Origin of the sequence: Streptomyces sp. NPDC059895 (assembly GCF_042731035.1) — a bacterium.
Classification (GTDB): domain Bacteria; phylum Actinomycetota; class Actinomycetes; order Streptomycetales; family Streptomycetaceae; genus Streptomyces.
Genome location: NZ_JBHWKO010000012.1, coordinates 69,719 through 91,332, shown reverse-complemented (window position 1 = coordinate 91,332; position 21,614 = coordinate 69,719). Strand labels below are relative to the sequence as shown.

Genomic DNA, 21,614 nt, shown 5'->3' with positions numbered 1-21,614 from the left:
ACCCGCGGATCGGCGGATCGGCGGATTGGCGGAGGCGCTGAGAGGCCGAGGGGCCGGCACGGCACCACGCGCCTGATCCCCTCCTGGACGCGACACCCGCGGCAGGGCCTGCCACGGCGGACGCGCCGTCGGCGGCGCTGCCCGGCCGGTCATCTTGCCGATGCCGCGGCACGGGGAGGGGCCCCATCCTGCGGGGCATGGTCTTCCACAGCGTGGCGGGCGCGGATACCCGCTTCCCCTTACTCAGAATCAACGTCATCCTGGCGGCGGTCGTCGCGGTGCTGGCCGCGACGATGTTCTCCGCCGCTCCGGCGCGGGCGCAGACCGGCTTCCACGAAGTGCAGAACTTCGGCACCAACCCGGGCAACCTGAGGATGTTCGCCTACGTCCCGGAGCAGGCGCAGTCCGGCGCCCCGGTCGTGGTCCTCTTCCACGGCTGCGGCGGCTCCGCGCAGGACCTCGACGTCAACACCGGCTGGCGCAAGTACGCCGACGCCTACGGGTTCACGATCGTCTTCCCGGAGCAGAAGGACGAGAACGTCGGCTCCGGCGGCATCGTGCCGCACAAGTGTTTCAGCGCGTGGAACCCCGTCGACCGCACCCGCAGCGGCCAGGGCGAGGCCCGCTCGGTGGTCCAGATGGTCGACTACATGAAGGCGAACCACGCCGCTGACGCGAGCCGCGTCTACGCCACCGGGTACTCCGGCGGCGGCGCCGCCACCAACGTGATGCTCGCGGCCTACCCGGACGTGTTCAAGGCGGGCGCGGTGTTCTTCGGCATGGCGTACGGCTGTGCCGACACCGAGGACGACTACTTCGACACCGGCCTGCTCGCGCAGTGCCCGGGCATGATCAACTCCCTCACCCCGCGGCAATGGGGAGACAAGATCCGTAGCGCATACCCGGGCTACACCGGCGCGAGGCCGCGGGTGCAGATCTGGCACGGCGGCTCCGACTTGCTGATCAACAGGAACTCGCTGGAGAAGCAACGCGACGGCTGGACCGACGTGCTCGGCGTTTCGCAGACGTCCGCGTCCACGTCGCGTCCGGCCCTCGGCGTCACCAAGCAGGTGTACGGCAGCGGGCAGGTCGAGACGTACCTGATCAGCTCGATGGGCCACGAGGCGCCCGTCGATCCGGGCATCGGGATGGACAAGTGCGGCACCGTCGGCCAGGGCCACGACTCTCTCTGCGGGCCGTACTACGCGGCCGGGTTCTTCGGCCTCGACGGCTGAACCCGGACCGGGTCCCGCCCGCACCGCGGCCTGAACCGCCGCGGCGCGGCGCGGTGCGGTTACCGGGCGACTTCACCGTTCAGATCAGCGCACGCAGGTACCGCCCGCGCACACAGCGCTGGGCGAGCAGCAGGACGGGGTACGCGAGCCGCCACGGACCCGTCGGCGCGGCCCGGGTCAGCGACCGGAGCGTCAGGCGGACACGGCCGTCGCCGCCGCGGTGCGCGATGAACGCCTCCTCTCCGCTGACCGGGTGCCCCCAGCGGGTGCCGTAGGCGAAACCGCACCGGTCCGCGTCGTCCACCACGGCGACGACCTCGACGGGTTCGCGCACGGCGAGCGGGCCGAGCCCCGCTGTGACGGTGTAGCGCCCTCCCGGACGCACCTCGACGCCCGCCCCGTCGGCCGGGTCGACGTCGAACCCGCTGCGCCGCTTGACCTCCCACCGCATGACGGCCTCCCGGGCGGCGGCCCAGGCGCCCTCGCCCACGCCGACCGTCACGGTCCTCTCGAAGCGACGGAACCCGGCAGGGGCACTCCGCCAGCGAGGGTTTCCGGGGGACGTGGCCCCGGGAGTGCCGTAGTTCAGACCGTCGGTCGGACGGCCGGACATCCAGCGCGACCGCCGCCCCGGTCGTCCGGTGCCGTCACCCGCCATGCCCGTACCCCCATCTCGGCCCACCGCGCACCAGTCCGACGGCTGGACATTCCGGCTGTCAGCTGTCAGCTGTCAGCTGTCCGGCTAATCCGGCTGTGCGGCTCTCCGGCTCTCCGGCTCTCCGGCTCAACATATCGGCCTGGGGGCCTGGGGGTTTCGGCGGTGTGCCCCGCCTCACGCCGCCGGGTCACCGAGCACCACCGCGCACCACCGAGGACGGGCCGGGTGGGAGTGGCGGCCGGCCCGGCAGCGCCGCGGACGCGCCGAAGCGTCCGCGGCGAGGTCACGGCGGGATCAGGCGGCGGCCTGCCGGGCGCGCAGCGGTGCCAGTGCCTGGCTCCAGGAGATGACCTGGTCGAGCATGGTGGTCAGGACCGGGAGGTTGTGGTCGCCGGGCTTGAAGGTGCTGCGGTTCTCGAACTCGGTGGTGAACGGCAGGACGACCTGTGCGCGCACGTCGGCCATCATCAGCTCCCCGGCCATCGTCCGCAGGTGTTCCACGGCGCGGACGCCACCCTGGGGGCCGTAGGAGATGAATCCGACGGCCTTGTTGTTCCACTCGGCGAACAGGTAGTCCAGCGCGTTCTTCAGCACGCCGGTGGTGCTGTGGTTGTACTCCGGGGTGACGATGACGAACCCGTCGAACGAGGCGATCTTCTGTGCCCACCGGCGCGTGTGCTCGTGCTGGTACTGGCCGAACGACGGCGGCGCCGTCTCGTCCAGCAGGGGCAGCGGGAAGTCCCGCAGGTCCACCAGTTCGATCTCGGCGTCCTCGCGCTGCGAGGCCACTCGCACAGCCCAGCGCGCCACCGGCTCGCCTTTCCGGTCGGGGCGGGTACTGCCCAGGATGATCCCGATACGCGTCACGAGGGTTCCTCCACGTCGACATGGTACGTGTCATGGATAGTACGTGAGGTGTACTGTCCTGGAGCTGTACGATAGCGCCTGTGACCATCTCCCCGTCCACCGAAGCCCAGAGCGGCACCGGCCTCGCCGCGCGCGGGGAGGCCGAGGCCGACGCCACGGCCCTCATCCAGCTCTCCCGGCTGATCCGCGACACCTTCGCGCGGGTGGCCGAGCACTACGACCTCACCCCGGTCCAGGGCCGCATGCTGTGCGTCCTCGCGGAGAAACCTCGCGCCATGGCCGAACTCGCCCGCCACCTCGGCGTGGGCAAAGCGAACATGACCGGACTCGTCGACCGCGCCGCCCAGCGCCACCTCGTCGAACGCGTACCCGCGCCCGAAGACCGGCGCGCCGTCCACGTCGTCCTCACCGACGACGGCCGCCGCTCAGCCCTCGCCTTCCACCAGAGGGTGACCGACGAGCTCAACCGCCTTCTGGCTCCCCTCGCCCCTCAGGAGCGCACGGCCTTCCGTTCCACCGTGCTGGCCATCGCCGCCGACAGCGCCCTGCCGACTGCCGGAAAAGCGGTTGTCGATCCGGCACCGGACAGGAACCATCTCGGACCGTGACGACGAACAACGGCGAAGACCGATCCGAGCCCGGTCGGAGCCCCCTCCCCGCCGCCCGCCCAGTCGCCCTGGTCACCGGGGTCGGGCGCACCGTCGGCATCGGCGCGGGCATAGCCGGCCGACTGGCCCGGTCGGGCTGGGACATCGCCTTCACCTACTGGAGCGCCTACGACGAGCGCATGGCCTGGGGCGGCGAGCCCGGTGCACCCAGGGCGATCGGCGACGCCCTCGCCGAGCACGGTGCCGCCACCACGGCCGTCGAGGCGGACCTCGCCGACCCGGACGCCCCGAAGCGCGTCTTCGACGAGGTCGAACGCGTACTGGGCGGTGCCACCGCCCTGGTGATGTGCCACTGCGAGTCGGTCGACTCCGGTCTGCTCGACACCACCGTCGAGAGCTTCGACCGCCACTTCGCGGTCAACGCGCGCGCCACCTGGCTGCTGATCCGCGAGTACGGCCGGCGCTTCGCGTCCGCCCATGGCAGCGGCCGGATCATCGCCCTCACCAGTGACCACACCGTCGGCAACCTGCCCTACGGCGCGAGCAAGGGCGCCCTGGACCGCATCACCCTGGCCGCCTCGCACGAACTCGCCCACCTCGGTGTCACCGCCAACGTCATCAATCCCGGGCCGGTGGACACCGGCTGGATGACCGACGACGTGCGCGAGCACGTGCTCGGCCGCACGCCGCTCAGCCGCCTCGGCACCCCGCGCGACACCGCGCACCTCGTGGACTTCCTCTGCTCCCCGCACGGCCAGTGGGTCAACGGCCAACTCCTGATGAGCAACGGCGGATTCGCGTAACGCGACCCGTGACGCCAGGTCCACCGCCCTCCCGGGTGCACTGCCGCCGCCGGCGAGGACCACCCGGCACGCCGGACCGCCTCCCCGCGCCCGCCGACAACGCGAGGCCCCGGCGTCGTCGTCCGGGGCCTCGTCCGGCGGACTTGGCAGGCTGACCGTCACACCCCGGAGGGGACCTCGGTCTTCTCGTCCGAGCCGGCTTCGCCGTCGGCGGCCGCGAGGGCGCGGTTGCGGCGGACGGAGGACCAGAAGGAGGCGCCGATCAGGACGACGCCGACCAGGCCGGTGATGATCTCGTTGATCTGGTACTGGATGGTGACCAGCAGGATCATGGCGAGGGCGCCGATGGCGTAGTGGGCGCCGTGCTCCAGGTAGACGTAGTCGTCGAGGGTGCCCTGGCGGACCAGGTAGACCGTCAGCGACCGCACGTACATGGCGCCGATGCCCAGGCCGAGGGCCATCAGGAGGATGTCGTTGGTGATGGCGAAGGCGCCGATCACGCCGTCGAAGGAGAAGGAGGCGTCCAGGACCTCGAGGTAGAGGAACATGAAGAACGCGGCCTTGCCGGCCAGGACGACCGCCGACTTGGGCCTGCCCTCGCGCTCGGCCTTCTCCTCGGCCTCGTGCTCGCGTTCCTCCTCCTCTTCGAGCCTGTCCTCGAAGAAGCCGGAGAGGCCGCCGACGATCATGTAGGTGATCAGGCCGGCGACGCCGGAGATCAGGACGGTCTCGGCCTTGTCGGCGTGGGTGCCGCCGTGCTGGTGGGCGTGGGTGGCGAAGGTCATCGACGAGATCAGCAGGACGATCAGCGCGATGCAGACCGACAGCATGTCGACCTTGCCGAGCTTGGACAGCGGCCGCTCCAGCCGGCCGAGCCACTTGATGTCCCGGTCCTCGAAGACGAAGTCCAGGAAGATCATGAGCAGGAACATGCCACCGAACGCGGCGATCGACGGATGGGCGTCCGTGACCAGCTGCTGGTAGCGGTCCTTGTCGGTCAGGGCGAGGTCGACGGCCTCGATGGGGCCCATGGAGGCGCTGACCGCGACGATCACGACGGGGAAGACCAGCCGCATGCCGAACACGGCGATGAGAATGCCGATCGTGAGGAAGATCTTCTGCCAGAAGGCACTCATCTTCTTCAGGATCCCGGCGTTGACCACCGCGTTGTCGAACGACAACGAGATCTCGAGCACGGCCAGGATCGCCACGACACCGAGGGCGGACCAGCCGCCGTAGAGGACACCTGCGACCAGCCCCAGCCCCGTGACCGCGAAGGCCCAGCGGAACGTCTTCACCAACACACGTCACCCGTTCTCGTCATACCGCTCCGCCCTGGTGCGGTGTACGCATCGCGTGCCCGGCACGGGTGGTGTCCATCCCCGGTGGTGTCCGCCCCGGCCGGCCGGAGTACCGGTTCCCCCACGCCGGGCGCGCACACCGCGTCGGCGGCCGGCCGGCCTGCCGCCGTGGCACGCACCCGCACCTCACGCGATGACGGACGCAGCCTACTCAGCCCGGACCGCCCCACCCCCGGCGTGGCCCACGAGAGGGCAGGGCCCGCGAGGCCGGCACGCCTCGGGCCGACGGGGGCCGGGGCCGACCGACGGCCGGAAAACGCTGTTGACCGGGCACCGCCCGCGTACTGTGATGGAGGTGACATGCCCTGGGGGGCTGTTGTCTGCCCGCACATCCCCCTCCCGGGCACACAGCCCTCGGTGATACGCACGCATCCCACCGTCCGATGACGAGGAGCGCGACGTGAGTGAGCGGCAGGCATCGACGCCGACGGCCGGTGAGCGGTCATGAGCAGCGGCGACACGGCCGCCGCCTCCGTGGATGCCTGCAACGTGTTCTGCAACGCGTCCGGCTCCGCCGTCCTCGCCCGGGGCCGCAGGCTCCTGGCCCTCGCGGGAGCCGCGCGGGGCCGGAACTCCACCGACGAGGCCCGCACCCTGGCCCTGCGCGCGGCGGCGGACCTGGAGGCCGGTGTACGGCTCAGCCGGCAGGCGACGGAGCCCTCCGCGGTGCGCTGCCGAGCCCTGCTGGACCTGGCCGAGGCCCGGGCGGTGGCGGCGGGCGACACGGGGGCCCCCGGGGTGCTGGACGCCCTGGAACAGGCGGTCGAGGCACTGCCGGACGGCGGCCCCGACCAGCGAGGCCCCGACCAGCGAGGCCCAGACCAGCGAGGCCCAGACCTGCGCGTGCAGGCCCTGCGCCGCCTCGCCGAGGCGCACAGCGCCCGCTACCGCCACACCGCCGAGACGACCGAACTCGACGCCGCCGACCGGGTCTTCGCCCAGGCCCAGACCTTGGTGGACCTCGACGACCCGCTGCGGGCGCAACTGCTCGTGGGCCGCGGCGAGGTGCTGGTGGCCCGTGCCGAGCGGGGCGGCGGACTGGCGGACGCCACCGACGCGGCACGGGTGCTGCGTCGGGCGCTCGCCCTCACCCCTCGCAGCGATCCCCGCCTGGCGGAACGCCAACTGCTCTTCGGACAGGCCCTGCACCGCCACCATGCCGCGGGCGGTGCGCCGACCGACCTGCACGAGGCCGAGTGGGTGCTCGCCAGCGCGGCCCGCGGCACGGCCGTGGAGCGCACCGCGGCACTGGCATGGCTGGAGCGCGGGGACGTGTCGGTGAAGCTGGCCGACCGGACCGGCGCGCCGGAGTGGCTGGACACGGCGGCCGAGTCGTATCACCGTGCCGCACGCAGTGCGGACCGGGCCGGTGAGCCGCTGCTGGCTGCCCGGTCACACCACCAGCGCGGGGTCGTCCTGGAGCGGACGGCGGGGCCCGAGCGGGCCCTGGCGTCCTATCGGGAGGCATGGGCGCTGTGGCAGCGGGCTCAGGCGGCGCAGGGACCGCTGGCCCGGTCCACGTTCGAGCGCATGCGCGCGCTCGGCGGCACAGGGTGAGGAGCCCAGGGTGACAGAGTTGACCGAAGAGCGGACCCCCGCACGGCAGGAGCCGGCCGGCGGCGACGGACAGCGGGTGGACGACGGGCAGCAGTCGGTGGGCGACGGACAGCGGGTGGACGACGGACAGCAGTCGGTGGGCGACGGACAGCGGGTGGACGACGGGCAGCCGGTGGGCGGCGGGTGGGCGGACGCGCCGCTTCCCGACCACACGGGGCATGACCTCGCCGTGCTGCGCAGCAGGGTCGGCCATCCTGTGCTCGGCGCGGTGCTGGCCACGCTGCTGGCCCGTGCCGGCAGCGCCGACGGTGGAGCCGTGGCGTATCACGAGGACTCCCCCGGGGGAGACCCGTAGATGGCCCGGCGGACCGGTGAGGCGGGCAGCTGACGAGGTCATGGGAGGCGACGCCATGCACATCGCGCCGGACGAGAACGCGCGGACGGCCGACCGGGACCACGCACCCTGGCCCCACACCGAACTCGACGTGGCGGCCGCGCGGAAGGCGGGCCACCGGCCCCTGCCGTTCCGCCAGTTCGTCCTGAAGGTGCACAGCCGGTGCAACCTGGACTGCACGTACTGCGTGATCTACCAGGGCCAGGACGCCAGTTGGCGGGACCGGCCGGTCCGGGTCCCGCTCGACGTGATGCGGCAGACCGCCCGCCGGATCGCGGAGCACGCCGCCCGGCACGCGCTCACCGAGGTGCGGGTCGACCTGCACGGCGGGGAACCGCTCCTGAACGGCGCCGACACCGCCCGGGCGTACACGGCGGCGGTACGGGCGGCACTGCCGTCGCACACCGCGTTGCGGGCCACCGTGCAGACCAACGGCACCCTCGCCACCGAGCGCGTGCTGGACCGGCTCTCCGACGCGGGCATCCGGGTCGGACTCAGCCTGGACGGCGGTTCGGCCGCACTCAACTGGCGGCGCGTCGACCACGCCGGCCGGCCCGCCTGGCCGACGGCGTCGCGGGCCGCGCGACTGCTCGCCGACCGCCCCGAGATCTACGCCGGCGTCCTGTGCGCGATCGACGTCGCCGCCGACCCCGCGGAGGTGTACTCCTCCCTGGCCGCGATGCGCCCGCCCCGCCTGGACCTCCTGCTTCCGCACGCCAACTGGTCCAGCCCGCCGCCGGGCCTGCCCGAACGCTCGCCGCACGCGGCCCGCACCCGGGTGGTGCCCACTCCCTACGGTGACTGGCTGGCCACCGCCTTCGACCTGTGGTGGGACGCGGCGTCCGACGGGGAGCAGCCGAGGGTCCGGCTGTTCACCGAGATCGTGGCGCTGCTGCTGGGCGTGCCCAGCAGCACCGAGTCGATCGGCCTGTCGCCGTCCTGCGCCGTGGTGGTGGACACCGACGGCGCACTGGAGCAGATCGACTCGCTCAAGGTCGCCTACCACCGGGCCACCGCCACCGGGCTCGACGTCTTCCGGCACGGCTTCGACGAGGCGCTGGACCATCCGGGCATCGTCGCCCGCCAGCTCGGCTCCGACGCGCTGGCGGACACGTGCCGGTCCTGTCCGGTGGGACGGGTGTGCGGCGGCGGGAACTACGGACACCGTTACGCCCGCGGAACGGGCTTCCGTCACCCTTCCGTGTACTGCGCGGACCTGGAACGGCTCGTGCGGCACGCGGCGCGGCGGCTGAGCGCGGTGATGCCCGCGGACTGAACCCCAGCCCGTCGTCTCCGTCGTCTCCTCCCTCCTGCCCGCCGGAGACGACATCGGCCATAACTGACGCAGCGTCGGCCCCGCCGCCCGCGCATCGACTATGGTGCACGTAGAAATCCGCCCAAAACGTTCTGGTGCAGTCATTCCGGTTGAGGGGGAGACGGTCGGATGGCCGAGAAGTCCAAGGGCCCCGGGTCCCACGAGCACTTCACGATCAGCTATGCGGGGTTCAACCGGCCGTGGGCCACCTGGATCGCACACCAGCTCGAGCAGCTGGGTCACGAGACGACCCTGCTGCGCTGGGATCCGCCGTTGCGGGTGCCGCTCGCCGACGCCCTGCGCAGCCTGCTCCAGGCTCCCGGACGGGTGCTGCTCGTCCTCGACGACTGGTACTTCTCCCTGGGCCCGCGCACGGACGCCGAGTGGACGCAGGCGCTGCACGACGTGGTCCCGCCGCACGTGGACCGGTTCTCCGCGATGAGCGTGGCGACCCGCGCGCTGCCCGCCACCGCCGCGCCGCTGCGCCCGGTCGACCTGCGCGACCTGGACTCCCGCGAGGCACGACGGCGTATCCTGCGCCGCCTCGACCTGGAGGCCGGCGAGCAGCGCACGGCCGAGGGCCCGTCCGGCGCCTCCGCGCCGCGCTTCCCCAACGACCCCCCGTCGGTGTGGGACGTGCCCCGCCGCAACGTCCGCTTCACCGGCCGCGACGCCATCCTGGAGGAACTCCACGCCCGCTTCGAGCAGGGCGGCCACAGCGGCTCCCGCTGCGCGCTGAGAGGCATCTCCGGCGTCGGCAAGAGCCAGATCGCCATCGAGTACGCCCACCGGTTCGGCAACGACTACGACATCGTGTGGTTCGTCGGCGCCCGCTTCCGGGCCCCCGCCCGCGAGAAGTTCGCCCAGCTCGCGCCGCCCCTCCAGCTGCCGGTCGGCCAGGAGCTCGGCGAACGGATCCGCGCCGTCCACGAGTCGCTGCGCACCGGGAACCCCTACCGGCGCTGGCTGCTCGTCCTGGACGGCGCCGACGAGATGGAGCAGATCGAAGACCTGCTGCCCGAGGGCAACGGCCACGTCCTGATCACCACCCTCACCCAGGACTGGGCGGCCTCCGGCAGCGTCACCGAGATCGAGGTCGAGCCCTTCCGCCGCCCCGAGAGCGTCGCCTACGTACGCCGCCGCGCCCCGCGGCTGAGCGACGACGAGGCCGACCAGCTCGCGGACGCAGTGCAGGACCTGCCGCTGCTGCTCGCGCAGACCGCGGCCTGGCTGGACGCCAACGCCATGCCCGCCAAGGACTACATCTCCATGATCCGGCGCGGTGAGGCCAGCCAGATCGGCATCCGGATCTCCGTCGACTACCCGATGGGCTTCCAGACGAGCTGGTCGATAACGCTGAACACGCTCCAGGAGAACAATCCCGAGGCGGTCGAGCTCCTGCACCTGTTCGCGCTGTTCTCGCCGGACGCCATCCCGGCCCGGCTCATGCAGGCCGCCCACCCCTCCGACCTGCCGGCCCATCTGGCCGCGCTGGCCGCGGACCCGATCCGATGGCACACGGCGCTGCGCCGGCTGTCGGAGTCGACGGCGGTCCGCCTGGACTACGTCGAGTCCTCCGACGCCGAGCCGGTCGTCGAACGCGTCTCCATGCACCGCCTCTACCACAGCTTCCTGCTCAGCACGCTCACCGAGGAACGCCGCGAGTCGCTGTCCGCCATCGCCTGCACCCTGCTGGCGGGCGCCGACCCGCGCCGGCCCACCGACACCCGTGAGTGGCCCCGCTACGCCGAGCTCATCTCCCACCTGGAGACGGCCGGCGCGCTGGACAGCACCGAGCCCGTGGTGCGCCGGCTCATCCTGAACTGCGTCGAGTACATGCGGGTGCGGGGTGAGAACCGGGCCGCGCTGCGGCTGTGCGAACAGACCGTCGTCCGCTGGCGGACCCGGCTGGACCCCGAGGACCGGGACATGCTGATCCTCACCCACGACCACGCCAACATGCTCCGGCGCAGCGGCCGCTACCTGGAGGCGGAGGCCGTCGGCCGGTCCGTCCTCGACCAGCTCGCCGAGACCCGCGACGCCGCCGACCCCGACCTGCTGCGGGCGATGAACGGCCTGGCGGGCACGCTGGTGTCGCTCGGCCGCTACGACGAGGCCCACCGGATGTTCCGGGAATGCGTCCAGGCCTACACGACCAGCCTCGGCCCCGAGGCGCCCCGCACCCTTCAGGACCGCGGCAACCTCGCCGTCGTCACCGGCCTGCTGGGCCGCTACGAGGAATCACTCGGACTGCACCGCGACATCCTGCTGCTGCGTGAGCGACTGCTCCATCCCCGCCACCACCTCACCCTGCGCACCGGCATGTTCTACGCCTGGAACCTGCGCCTGCTCGGACGCTACGCGGAGGCCACCTCCCGGCAGGAGCTCAACGTCCGGGCACACCGCCAGGCCATGGACCGCTACACGCCCCAGACCCTGTTCGCGGAACACAACCTGGCCCTGTGCAAACGGCGCAACGGAGACCTGCTGGCGGCCGAGTCGCTGATGCGCGGCGTCGTGGAGCGCTTCGTGCAGCGGCAGGGCCCGCGCCACCCCGACTCGCTCCTGGTGCAGGCCGACTTCGCCACGTTCCTCCGGGAACACGGCGACCTGGACCAGGCGCGCGAACTGGCGACCACCGTGGCCGAGCAGTACGCCGCGCTGGCCGGCCGCGACCACCCCTACTCGGTGGGCACCACGGGCAACGTGGGCCTCGTGCTGTGGGAGTACGGGGAGCGCGAGGAGGCACTGGCGGTCGCGGAACGGGTGCTCAACGCCATGAGCGCCGCCGTCGGGCCCTCGCACCCCTGGACGCTCGGCGCCGCGCTCAACACCTGCGGCGCCCGCAGCCTGGCCGGTGACGAAGAGGGAGCCACCGAGCTCAGCCGGACGACCCTGGAGACGGCCCGGACCGTCATGGGGGAGACCCACCCCATGACCCTGTCCTGCAAGGCGGCCCTGGCCGGCGACCTGCGCGGCATGCGCCGCACCCAGGAGGCCGACAAACTCGAGAGGGAGGCACTGACGCAACTCGCCGAGACACTCGGCGGCCAGCACCCCCACACCATCTCGATCCGCCGCAGGGAACGCCCCTACTGGGACTTCGAACCACTGCCCACATAGCGGCCGGACCGCCGGCCGGTCCGGCCTCCGGCCCGCGTCCCCGCGCATCCGGGCATCCGGGCATCCGGGCATCCGGGCATCCGGGCATCCGGGCATCCGGGCATCCGGGCATCCGGGCATCCGGGCATCCGGGCATCCGCGCATCCGCGCATCCGCGCATCCGGGCGACGCGTCAACACCCCGTTCCCCCCGAGCGGCCGGGTGAAACCTGGAGCGGTCGCCAGGCCGCTAGCATGGGCGGCGCCCCCTGTCCAAGGGGGGCTTCGGCCTTCCTGGAGAGGTGAGCGTGCGGGGAACACATGGGGGCGGCCCACCCATGCCGGGAGAACGCGAGAACGGCGCGGCGCTGCCCGACCTGACCGACCTGGACCTGACGACGCTGTCCCGCACGTCGTCGCACCCGGTGCTGGCGGCGGTCGCCGCCGGCCTGCTGCCCCGGGCGCTCCGCGCGGAACCCCCCATGGCCTTCTACGAGGACAGCCCCTACCGACAGTGACCGCCCGCTGGCCGCTCGACGAACTGGACGTCCCGGAACTGCGGCGCTCCGGCGTCCGGCCCGTACCCTTCCGGCAGTTCGTGCTGAAGGTGCACAGCCGCTGCAACCTCGCCTGTAGCTACTGCTATGTCTACGCGGGCGCCGACAGCAGCTGGCGCAGCCGCCCGCGCAGGGTCTCCCCGGCGGTGGTCCGGCGCACCGCGGCGGCCATCGCCCAGCACGCTGCGGCGCACGACCTGCCCTCCCTCCAGATCAATCTGCACGGGGGCGAGCCCCTGCTGGCCGGGGCGGGCAACCTGGTCGGCTACGTCACCGCGGTACGCGAGGCCGTCCGCGCCGCCTGCGGCCGGCGCTGCGCCGTCGACGCCAGCGTGCAGACCAACGCGACCCTGCTCACCGACGCCGCGGTACGGGAACTGGCCACGGCCGGAGTACGGATCGGGGTGAGCCTCGACGGCGGCACCCCGCGCCTGAACCGCCGCCGCCACGACCACGCGGGACGCCCCTCCTGGGCTGCGGCGGCGGCCGGGCTGCGGGTGCTGCGCCGGTACCCGGAGGCGTACGCCGGCATCCTCACCGTGGTCGACCCGCGCACCGATCCCACGGAGGTGTACACCTCGCTCACGGCCTTCCGGCCGCCCTCCATGGACCTGCTGTTACCCCACGCCAACTGGACCTCCCCGCCGCACGCCCCGGGCTCGCACCCCTACGCCGACTGGCTCATCCAGGTGTTCGACCTGTGGTTCACCGCCACCGGCCGCACCGTCCCGGTCCGCCTGTTCCACGAGATCATCGCCCTGCTGCTCGGCCTGCCGGGCCGCGCCGAGGCGGTGGGCAACTCACCCGTGGTCGCCGTGGTCGTCGACACCGACGGCGCCATCGAGCAGGTCGACTCCCTCAAGACCGCCTACGAGGGCGCGCCCGCCACCGGATGCAGCGTCTTCCGGCACACCTTCGACGACGTCCTCGACCACCCCGGCGTGGTGGCGCGGCAACTGGGCCGTGCCGCACTCGCCCCGGACTGCCTGGGCTGCCCGCTGGTGGAGGTGTGCGGCGGCGGCAACTACGCGCACCGCTACCGGTCCGACGACGGTTTCCGCAACCCGTCCGTGTACTGCGCCGACCTGGAGCGCCTCATCCGGCACGTCGCCGGCCGGGTCCGCTCCGCCGCCGACCGCCGCCCCACGGAGTCTTTCCCGTCAACCCGGCACGATTTCACGCTTGTTGGCGACGCGCCGGAACTGGGAAGAGTAAACAAGGAGGGGCAGAGGGAGCCGGCTCACTGACGGGGGAAGTGCCGCATGGCGATCGTGACACGCGTGGCCGCGGGTGGCCTGGGGGAATCGGTCCTCGTCGAGGTCGACTCGGTGCCGGCGGAATCCGATCTCGACGATGTCTTCGACGGGGTGAGGACCCGGCAGTCGGTGGCGGACCGCGTGGTGCGCACCGCCCGCGACGTCTACGACGACGGTCTCGACCTCGCCCGGCGCTGCGCCGTGCAGGCCGCGCAGCGCATCGGCGAGTTCGGCGAAGGACTCAAGCCCGACGAGGTGGAGCTCCAACTGGCCATCAGGCTGGACGCCGAACTCGGGGCGGTGCTGGTGAAGTCGAAGGCCGAGGCCCAGCTCCAGGTGACGTTCCGCTGGAAGCCGGGCGGCACCTCGTGACACCCGGCGACGGCGTGCGCATCCTGCCCTACGCCCAGGTGGTGGGCCAGTCCGAGCTGAAGCTCGCCCTCGAGCTCAACTACGTCGCGCCCCGGATCGGCGGCGTCCTCGTCAGCGGCCAGCGCGGCACGGCCAAGTCCACCGCCGTCAGGGCGTTCTCGCTGATGACCCGGGGCGAGCTGCCCGTCACGTTGCCCATCAACGCCACGGACGACCGGGTCCTCGGCGGCTGGGAACTCGACGCCCTGATGCGGGGCGAGGCCCGCACCCAGCGCGGACTGCTCGAAGAGGCCGGCGAGAAGGGGATGCTGTACATCGACGAGGTCAACCTGCTGGACGACCACATCGTCAACATCATCCTCGACGTGGTGTCGACCGGCGTGCTGTCGGTGCAGCGGGAGGCCATCGACACCGTACGCAACGTCGGTTTCGGACTCGTCGGCACCATGAACCCCGAGGAGGGCGGGCTCCGCCCGCAGTTGCTCGACCGGTTCGGGCTGATGGTGACCGTGTCCGAACTCACCCAGGAAGAACGCCGGGCCATGGTGCTGGCCGTCCTGCGCTTCGACGACGAGGCGGACACCGACTCCGCCTGGCTGGCCGAGGGGCTCGCGGCGGACCGGGCGCTGTGCGAGCGGCTGGGACGGGCCAGGGAGGCCGTCAAGGACGTACGGCTCGGCGAGGACATCGCGCAACTGTGCGCCGACGTGGCCACCAAGTTGCGAGCGGTGGGCCACCGCGGCGAGGTCGTCACCGCCTGGGCGGCCCGCGCCCTGGCCGCCTTCGAGGAGGCGGACGAGGTCGGCGCCCACCATGTGCGGCGGGTCGTGCCACTCGCGCTGCGCCACCGCCGCCCCGAGGCGGCGCACGGCGGCCCCGTCGAGTGGACCGAGGAGGAGTCCGAACTGCTCGACAGGCTAGTGGGATGACGGGGCCGGTGCAGTTGCGGCGGCCCGCGGACGCCCGGCGGCACCGGCTGCTGCAGGTGCTGGCCTGCTCCGCGCTGGGCCCCGGCCTGGACGGCGTCCTGCTGTTCGACCTGGAGCCGGAGATGCTGGCCCCGGTGACCGACGCCTTCGCCCGCCTCCTGCGGCTGCGCGACGGCCGCCCGGTGCGCCGTACGACGCTCGGCTCGGTCACCGGGGACGACGAGCTGTGGCTGCGGCCCACCCTGCGCCACGACGACAGCGGGGCCGCGTTCTCGCTGGAGCCGGGACCGCTGGTGGACACCCGGGACGAGGCGTCCGCGCTGGTGGTGGTGCCCGACCTGGCGAGGCTCAGCCTCCCCGGCATGCGGGCGGCCGTCCACCTGCTCGGCGCGGACGTCGCCGCCGTGGAGCGCTCCGGCTTCCGGGCCCGCTGGCGGCCGCGGGCGCGCTGGCTCGCCGCCTGCCGCGAGGCGGACGTCAACCAGCTGTCCCCGCACCTGCTGGACCGCTTCCCGATCCGGCTGAACGCCGCGGGCCTGCGACGCGCCTCCTCCGGACCGGAGCGGGTGCTCAGCGCCCTGGCCGGACGAGACCCCGACCCCGGGTTCGGCGAGGTGCCCGAGCAGTGGCGGACCGCGCTCACCGCGCGACGCGGCACCGCCTGCCCGCTGACCGAGGAGGCCGCCACGCACGCGGTGAGCATGTTCGAAGCCGGCACCAGCGGCCGCCGGCCGATCGCGCTGGCCCGGCTCGCCCGCGCCCTGGCCGTCCTCGCGGACGCCGCCGGCTGCGACACCGACCGCGTCGACGAGGCGGCGCGCCTGATCGGCGTGGCCGCCCGGCCCGCACCGCAGCCCGGCACCGGCCCCTTCCCGGACGGCGCACCCGGCCCGTCCGACGCCCCCGGTGACGGCCCGCCGCAGCCCGAGCCACCGAGGCCCGACCTTCCTGGGGAGGAGAGCGGCCCACCCGCGGCCGGCCCCGCGGTGGCCCTGCCGGCGAGTCCCACCGAGACGCTGGACACCTTCGCCGCCGACACGGGCGAGGGACGGCGCTCCCCCTACCCGGAGGACGACCCACAGCTCCTGAGGGAGTTCGCCCCCCTCCGCATCCCCTGGCAGCGGCGCCCGGAACCGAGCACCGCACGCGGCCCGGTGATCGGGGTGCGGTCCGCCACCGCGGTGCGCGACCTCGCGTTCGTCGCCACCGCGATGGAGGCCGCCAAGCACCAGAACCTGCCCGCCCGGCGGGCGCTGCGCGCACCCGGTACCGGACGGCTGGTGGTCCTGCCCGCCGACTTCCGCAGCTACGCACGCCTGCCGGTGGCCGAACGCATGCTGGTGCTGGTGCTCGACCACACCTGCCGGCGCGGCTGGGACTGGCGGCCCGCCCTCGCCCCCTACCTCCAGTGGGCCTACACCGGCCGGGCCTCGGTCTGCGCGGTCGAAGTCGGCGGCCGCACCGCGGAGCACGAACTGCGCGCCGACCACTTCCTCGCGCGCAGCGTCCTGGACCCACGCGTCGGCCACGCCCTCGACCGGGCCCCCGGACGCAGCAGCCCGCTCGCCCACGGACTGGCCATCACCGACCAGTTGCTGCGCCGGGCCTTCCGACAGCGGTCCAACCTGGTGGAGGCGTGGCTGGTCGTGGTGTCCGACGGGCGCGGCAACGTGCCGCTGGACGCCAGCGTCGCCGGACGGCTGCACGGACCCGTGCGACGCACCGGCATCGAGGACGCGCTGGCCGCGGCCGGCCGCATCGGCGCCATGGGCCGGATGCGCCTGCACGCCGTGGTCGTCGACGCGGCCCGCCGGCCCCACCCCGACCTCACGTTCCTGCTCGCCGACGCACTGGGCGGCATCACGGTCGCCGGACGCACCACGCGAGGGGGACAGCGTGTCCGCTGACGTGCCCGGGCACCTGGGCCTGGGCGGGGCCGTCCCCCAGGGCCCCGGCCTGCGCGGCACCGTGCCGATGCCCGAGCCGCTCACCGCGCCCCGCCCGACCGCGATCCCCGAGCACGTGACGGAGTCCTACGACCTCGTGCCGCTCACGCCGGCACCCGTGAACCCCGACGAACGGCTGCCCGAAGGCTTCGCCAAGCTGTCGGTGCACCGGGCCCACGACGGACTCGGGCAGGAGATGTTCTGGCTCACCGGCCACAGCGAGGACGTACGGCTGACGCTCGACTCCGAGGACACCCGGCTCAGACCGAGCGGAATCACCCTGGACAACCTGCACAAGGACGGTGTCGCACCGAGCGAACTGCTGCTGGCCGTCGCCGACTGGTCGGAAGGCCAGGAGGACCTGGTCCGCTGGATCAACGGACTGCGCGCCCGGCACGGAACAGAGCTGCACCTGGTCATCTGGGACGACACCGACTACAACATCCCCTGGGAACTGCTGCACCTCACCGAGGACGACGGCCGCGGGCTGGACGCCGGCATCCTGGGCGCCCTGGTGACGGTGGTGCGCTGGACCACCATCCGCAAGGCGGGCACCACACCCTTCAGCGAACCGGCGTCCTGCACCGGCGGCGTACTGGGCTACTACGCCACGGAGATGCGCCGTGACGTCGGCGTGTTCCAGAACTTCGAACACACCGGCCACTACGGCAGCACCCGCACCTTCCTCGGCGAGCTGGCCCGCGGCGACCTCGACGCCGGCCTGGTCTACATGGGCTGCCACGCCACCTACGGGCAGCACGTCACCGACCTCAGGATCGGCACCGTCACCTGGAGCGAACTCAACCGGCAGCCCATGCCCGCGCTGAGCGACGGACGCACCCTGGTCTGCCTCAACGCCTGCCACTCCGCCCGCTCCGTCCGCAACACCCAGCGCGGGGAGAACGCCCTGCGCGGATTCGCCGAGCTGTTCCTGCGCAAGGGCGCCGGCGGCTGCATCGCCACCTCCGGACGCGTCGGCGACGACGTCGCGCACACCCTCGTCCACGAACTGGTCGGCCTGCTCTGCGAGGACCCGGACCTGCCGGTGGCTCAGGCACTGCGCAGGTTCCGCGCCGCGGCGGCGGCCCGGATACCCGATCCGCTGCCGCACCTGTTCGGCGACGACGAAAAGGTCGACGCCGAGGGGCAGCGGCTGATCCTGCCCTTCCTGTACAGCTTCATGTTCCTGTACTTCGGGCACCCGCTCACCACGCTCCGGCTGACCGTCCGAGTGCAGGAGGCACGGGCATGAACGGTGATCCCGCGGCACTGATGGTGGAACCCCTGGTGGGCTGGCCCCGCACCGCGCGACCCGGTTCGACCTTCCTCGTCACCGTCGACCTCGGGGGACCCGTCGGAGCGGACAACTGGCCCTACGAGGAGGAGGAGTTCGACTTCGGCATCGCCCTCGACGGGACACCGCAGTTCGTGTGCGCGGCCCTGAGCGACCCCACCGTCGTCCTCCACCGCTTCGGAGGCACCTACGGGCCGGCCCGGTTCCTGGTCACCGCCGACCACATACTCGGCCCGGCCACGATCTGGCTGACCATCAGCAACCGCTGGGGAGTACCCGTACGCACCGTCGAACTGCCCAGCGACATCAGGGCGGACGCCCCCGTCGGCGGACAGAGCCAGGTGGTGGTCCCCGCGCTGAACGGCAGGCCCGCGCACCCCGCCTTCGGCCGGTCGCCCGCCGCCGTCCCCGCGCAGCGCTCCGGCCGCCGCCCGTCCGAGGCACCCGACGTCTGGTCACCGGACCACATCACCGTCTGCTACGCCGGGCCCCGCTGGGCGTGGGCCACCTGGACCGCGCACCAGCTGAGACGCCACGGCTGCCGCACCGCGCTGCTGCGCTGGGACCCGCCGCCCGGAGTTCCCCTGACCCACCTGCTCACCGAGTTCCTCACCGCCCCGGGCCGCGTCCTGCTGCTCCTCGACGACACCTTCCTGCGCCTCGGCCGGCGCGACGACCAGGAGTGGGAGGAGGCGCTGCGCTCGGTGGTCGTGCCGCACGCGGACCGCTTCGCGGTGGTCAACCTCTCCACCCGCATACTGCCGGAAGCGGCCGTCCCCCTGGGCCCCCCGGACCTGCACGGCCTCGATCCCGCCGAGGCGCTCCGGCGGCTGCTGACCGCGCTCGGCATCCGGCGGACCCCCCTCGACCCGGACGACGACACTCCCGGCGCCCCCCGCTTCCCGGACGCGCCACCGGCGGTGTGGAACGTGCCACGCAGAAACCTGCACTTCACGGGACGCGACGCGGTCCTTGAGGAACTGCACGCCCGCTTCGAGGAGAGCGGCGCACGCGGAGCACGCGTGGCCCTGCGGGGCATCGCCGGTGTCGGCAAGAGCCAGATTGCCATCGAGTACGCCCACCGGTTCGGCACCAGCTACGACGTCGTCTGGTTCGTCACCGCCCTCTCCCGGGCCCCCGCCCGCGAGCGGATCGCCCAGCTCACGCTCCCGCTGCGGCTGCCGGTGGGACCGGAGCCGGGCGAGCGGATCCGAGCCGTCCACGAGGCGTTCCGGACGGGCCGGCCCTACCGGCGCTGGCTGCTGGTGCTGGACAGCGCGGACGACATGGAACAGGTCGAGGACCTGGTCCCGGAGGGCACCGGACACGTCCTGATCACCACGCTCCGCCAGGACTGGGCGGCCTCCGGCGGTGTCACCGAGGTCGAGGTGCCCCCCTTCCACCGCCCCGAGAGCGTCGCGTACGTCCGCCGCCGCGCCCCCCGCCTGACCGAGGAGGAGGCCGACCAGCTCGCCGACGCGGTGCAGGACCTGCCGCTGCTGCTCGCCCAGACGGCCGCCTGGCTCGACGCCAACCCCATGCCCGCGCGGGACTACACGGAGCTGATCCGGGGCGGGGAGGCCAACCAGATCGGCATCCAGGTCTCCGCCGACTACCCGATGGGCTTCCAGACCAGCTGGTCCCTCACGCTCGACACCCTCCGCGAGGCCCACCCCGAGGCAGCCGAACTGCTGCACCTGTTCGCCATGTTCTCCCCGGGCTCCATTCCCGTACGGCGGCTCCGGCACGCCCGCCCCGGCGACCTCCCGCACCGCCTCGGCGAACTGGCCGCCGATCCGGTGCGCTGGCACGAGGCGCTGACCCGCCTGTCGGAGTCGACGGCCGTGCGGATGGACTACGTACAGACAGCCGACCACGAGCCCTACGTGGACAGCGTGGAGATGCACCACCTCTACCACCGCTTCCTGCGCCGCGCCCTGTCGCCCGCCGACCGCGACGAGCTGTCCGCCGTCGCCTGCCGGGTACTGGTCTCGGCCGACCCGCGGCGGCCGTCCGACGTACGGTCGTGGCCGGTGTACGCCGAACTGCTGCCGCACCTGTACCCGTCGGGCGCGCTCGAGAACACGGCGGGCCCGGTACGGGACCTGGTCCTGAACTGCATCGAGTACCTGCGCCTGCGCGACGAGGAGAGCACCGGACTCACCCTGTGCGAACAGGTGCTGGCCCGCTGGCGGCTGAGACTGCCGCCGACGCATCCGTCGATGCTCGTGCTGGTGCACCAGCACGCCAACATGCTGCGGCGGTGCGGCCGCTACCGGGAGGCGGAGGCCGTCGGCCGGGCCGTCGTCGAGCAGCTCGCCGAGGAGCGCGGGCCCGACGACGGCGACCTGCTCCGCGCCAAGTACGGGCTCGGCGGCTCCCTGATGGCACTGGGCCTCTTCACCGAGGCACACCAGCTCTTCGACGAGGTCTGGCGCGCCTACGAGGAACTGGCCGGCCCGGAAGCCCCCCGCACCCAGAGCTCACTGGCGAACCTCGGCACCGCTCTCGGCCTCCTCGGCCGCTACCGGGAAGCGGCCGCCGTCCACCTGGAGCTGCTGAGGCTGCGCGAGCGGCTCCTCGCCCCGGACGATCCGCTGACCCTCCTCAGCAGTCTGACCTACGCCCGCTCGCTCCGGCTCCTGGGCCGGCACGGGGAAGCCACGGCGCTCCAGGAGGCCAACTACCGGCTGCACCGGCAGACCATGGGCGACCACCACCCCCAGACCCTGGCCGCCCTGCACAACCACGCCCTGTGCCTGCGCCGAACCGGCGACGCCTCCGGCGCGGCGGACCTGCTGCGCGGACTCGTCGGGCGGTGCCTCCAGCTCCAGGGCGCACGCCACCCCACCACCCTCATGGTGCAGTCCGACTACGGCACCTTCCTGCGCGAGCACGGAGACGTGGGGGAGTCGGCCGACCTGGCGGTGCTGGTCGCCGAGGGCTACCGCCACCTCCTCGGCGACGACCACCCCTACACGGTGGGCGCGTCGGGCAACCTGGGCCTCCTGCGCTGGCGGACCGACGACCGGCGCGCCGCCCAGCGACTCCTGCTCCAGGCCCTGCGCGGCATGACCGGCGCGGTGGGTCCCGACCATCCCTGGACGCTCGGCTGCGCGCTCAACGTCGCCGCGGCCCATCGGCTGGCGGACCGGCCCGCCGCTGCCGCCGAGCTGCGCCACGACACCCTGCGGCGGGCGCGCCGGGCGATGCCGGAAGGCCACCCGCTGACGGAGGCCTGCGAGCGGGCCCTGACCGCCGAGGCCGAGGCCCCGCCGCACTGGGACTTCGAGCCCCAACCGATCTGACGCACCGGTGGGTCGAACGGGCCGGGACGGGCCGGCCGAGGCGGTGGGCCGGC

At 73.1% G+C, this 21,614-nt stretch carries 17 protein-coding genes; 14 read left to right on the top strand and 3 right to left on the bottom strand.

The genetic code is table 11. The annotated features are described in order from the left end of the window. The first annotated feature begins 197 nt into the window (after positions 1-197). Positions 198-1,235: an alpha/beta hydrolase family esterase gene (locus ACFV9M_RS16720; RefSeq protein WP_385063270.1), complete on the top strand. Its 1,038-nt coding sequence runs from the start codon at positions 198-200 to the stop codon at positions 1,233-1,235. A 79-nt stretch (positions 1,236-1,314) separates the two neighbouring features. Here ACFV9M_RS16720 and ACFV9M_RS16715 read toward each other — a convergent pair whose 3' ends face one another. Both ACFV9M_RS16715 and ACFV9M_RS16710 read right to left on the bottom strand, forming a co-directional pair. Continuing rightward, entirely contained in the window at positions 1,315-1,848 is a 534-nt protein-coding gene (locus ACFV9M_RS16715; protein ID WP_385063268.1) for a DUF1990 family protein, read from the bottom strand. Between the two features lie 339 nt (positions 1,849-2,187). Continuing rightward, complete coding sequence (locus tag ACFV9M_RS16710; protein WP_385063267.1) at positions 2,188-2,760, bottom strand: NADPH-dependent FMN reductase; 573 nt, start codon at positions 2,758-2,760, stop codon at positions 2,188-2,190. An 80-nt stretch (positions 2,761-2,840) separates the two neighbouring features. On the opposite strand from ACFV9M_RS16710, the gene ACFV9M_RS16705 reads away from it, so the two are divergent. Beyond that, positions 2,841-3,368 (top strand): MarR family winged helix-turn-helix transcriptional regulator, encoded by a 528-nt coding sequence (locus tag ACFV9M_RS16705; RefSeq protein WP_385063266.1) that lies wholly within the window; start codon positions 2,841-2,843, stop codon positions 3,366-3,368. Next, a complete protein-coding gene (locus tag ACFV9M_RS16700; protein ID WP_385063265.1) occupies positions 3,365-4,171 on the top strand; it encodes an SDR family oxidoreductase in 807 nt (268 codons plus the stop codon). Before ACFV9M_RS16705 ends, ACFV9M_RS16700 begins: the two co-directional genes overlap by 4 nt. A gap of 158 nt (positions 4,172-4,329) precedes the next feature. Here the strand turns inward: ACFV9M_RS16700 and ACFV9M_RS16695 are convergent, their stop codons facing one another. After that, positions 4,330-5,475, bottom strand: coding sequence for a DUF475 domain-containing protein (locus ACFV9M_RS16695; RefSeq protein WP_385063264.1), 1,146 nt, complete (start codon positions 5,473-5,475; stop codon positions 4,330-4,332). Between the two features lie 501 nt (positions 5,476-5,976). Here ACFV9M_RS16695 and ACFV9M_RS16690 point away from each other — a divergent pair. The 11 genes from ACFV9M_RS16690 (at position 5,977) to fxsT (ACFV9M_RS16640) (ending at position 21,561) form a co-directional block, all read left to right on the top strand. Further along, positions 5,977-7,089, top strand: coding sequence for a hypothetical protein (locus ACFV9M_RS16690; protein ID WP_385063263.1), 1,113 nt, complete (start codon positions 5,977-5,979; stop codon positions 7,087-7,089). 10 nt (positions 7,090-7,099) lie between these two features. After that, positions 7,100-7,444, top strand: a complete 345-nt coding sequence (locus ACFV9M_RS16685) for a YxD-tail cyclophane-containing RiPP peptide (RefSeq protein WP_385063261.1) — start codon at positions 7,100-7,102, stop codon at positions 7,442-7,444. A 55-nt stretch (positions 7,445-7,499) separates the two neighbouring features. Further along, positions 7,500-8,759, top strand: coding sequence for an FxsB family cyclophane-forming radical SAM/SPASM peptide maturase (locus ACFV9M_RS16680; RefSeq protein WP_385063259.1), 1,260 nt, complete (start codon positions 7,500-7,502; stop codon positions 8,757-8,759). A 168-nt stretch (positions 8,760-8,927) separates the two neighbouring features. After that, positions 8,928-11,921: an FxSxx-COOH system tetratricopeptide repeat protein gene (gene fxsT, locus ACFV9M_RS16675; RefSeq protein ID WP_385063258.1), complete on the top strand. Its 2,994-nt coding sequence runs from the start codon at positions 8,928-8,930 to the stop codon at positions 11,919-11,921. Between the two features lie 316 nt (positions 11,922-12,237). Continuing rightward, positions 12,238-12,417, top strand: coding sequence for a YxD-tail cyclophane-containing RiPP peptide (locus tag ACFV9M_RS16670; protein ID WP_385063257.1), 180 nt, complete (start codon positions 12,238-12,240; stop codon positions 12,415-12,417). Continuing rightward, on the top strand, positions 12,414-13,703 hold the full coding sequence (locus ACFV9M_RS16665; protein WP_385063256.1) for an FxsB family cyclophane-forming radical SAM/SPASM peptide maturase: 1,290 nt from the start codon (positions 12,414-12,416) through the stop codon (positions 13,701-13,703). The genes ACFV9M_RS16670 and ACFV9M_RS16665 overlap by 4 nt, the downstream gene beginning before the upstream one ends. 15 nt (positions 13,704-13,718) lie before the next feature. Further along, positions 13,719-14,084 carry a CU044_2847 family protein gene (locus tag ACFV9M_RS16660; protein WP_385063254.1) on the top strand — a complete coding sequence of 122 codons (366 nt, stop codon included), beginning with the start codon at positions 13,719-13,721 and terminating at the stop codon, positions 14,082-14,084. Next, positions 14,081-15,013, top strand: coding sequence for an AAA family ATPase (locus ACFV9M_RS16655; RefSeq protein WP_385063253.1), 933 nt, complete (start codon positions 14,081-14,083; stop codon positions 15,011-15,013). Before ACFV9M_RS16660 ends, ACFV9M_RS16655 begins: the two co-directional genes overlap by 4 nt. Then, positions 15,010-16,920 carry a hypothetical protein gene (locus ACFV9M_RS16650; protein ID WP_385063252.1) on the top strand — a complete coding sequence of 637 codons (1,911 nt, stop codon included), beginning with the start codon at positions 15,010-15,012 and terminating at the stop codon, positions 16,918-16,920. Before ACFV9M_RS16655 ends, ACFV9M_RS16650 begins: the two co-directional genes overlap by 4 nt. After that, positions 16,910-18,211 (top strand): CHAT domain-containing protein, encoded by a 1,302-nt coding sequence (locus tag ACFV9M_RS16645; protein ID WP_385063250.1) that lies wholly within the window; start codon positions 16,910-16,912, stop codon positions 18,209-18,211. Before ACFV9M_RS16650 ends, ACFV9M_RS16645 begins: the two co-directional genes overlap by 11 nt. Next, positions 18,208-21,561: an FxSxx-COOH system tetratricopeptide repeat protein gene (gene fxsT, locus ACFV9M_RS16640; protein ID WP_385063249.1), complete on the top strand. Its 3,354-nt coding sequence runs from the start codon at positions 18,208-18,210 to the stop codon at positions 21,559-21,561. Before ACFV9M_RS16645 ends, fxsT (ACFV9M_RS16640) begins: the two co-directional genes overlap by 4 nt. Positions 21,562-21,614: the final 53 nt, after the last annotated feature.

Excerpts from the sequence above, each read along its gene's own strand:
- ACFV9M_RS16720 (WP_385063270.1), top strand. The coding sequence starts at position 198 with ATGGTCTTCCACAGCGTGGCGGGCGCGGATACCCGCTTCCCCTTACTC.
- ACFV9M_RS16715 (WP_385063268.1), bottom strand. The coding sequence starts at position 1,848 with ATGTCCGGCCGTCCGACCGACGGTCTGAACTACGGCACTCCCGGGGCC.
- ACFV9M_RS16690 (WP_385063263.1), top strand. The coding sequence starts at position 5,977 with ATGAGCAGCGGCGACACGGCCGCCGCCTCCGTGGATGCCTGCAACGTG.
- ACFV9M_RS16680 (WP_385063259.1), top strand. The coding sequence starts at position 7,500 with ATGCACATCGCGCCGGACGAGAACGCGCGGACGGCCGACCGGGACCAC.
- fxsT (WP_385063258.1), top strand. The coding sequence starts at position 8,928 with ATGGCCGAGAAGTCCAAGGGCCCCGGGTCCCACGAGCACTTCACGATC.
- ACFV9M_RS16670 (WP_385063257.1), top strand. The coding sequence starts at position 12,238 with ATGCCGGGAGAACGCGAGAACGGCGCGGCGCTGCCCGACCTGACCGAC.
- ACFV9M_RS16660 (WP_385063254.1), top strand. The coding sequence starts at position 13,719 with ATGGCGATCGTGACACGCGTGGCCGCGGGTGGCCTGGGGGAATCGGTC.
- ACFV9M_RS16650 (WP_385063252.1), top strand. The coding sequence starts at position 15,010 with ATGACGGGGCCGGTGCAGTTGCGGCGGCCCGCGGACGCCCGGCGGCAC.
- fxsT (WP_385063249.1), top strand. The coding sequence starts at position 18,208 with ATGAACGGTGATCCCGCGGCACTGATGGTGGAACCCCTGGTGGGCTGG.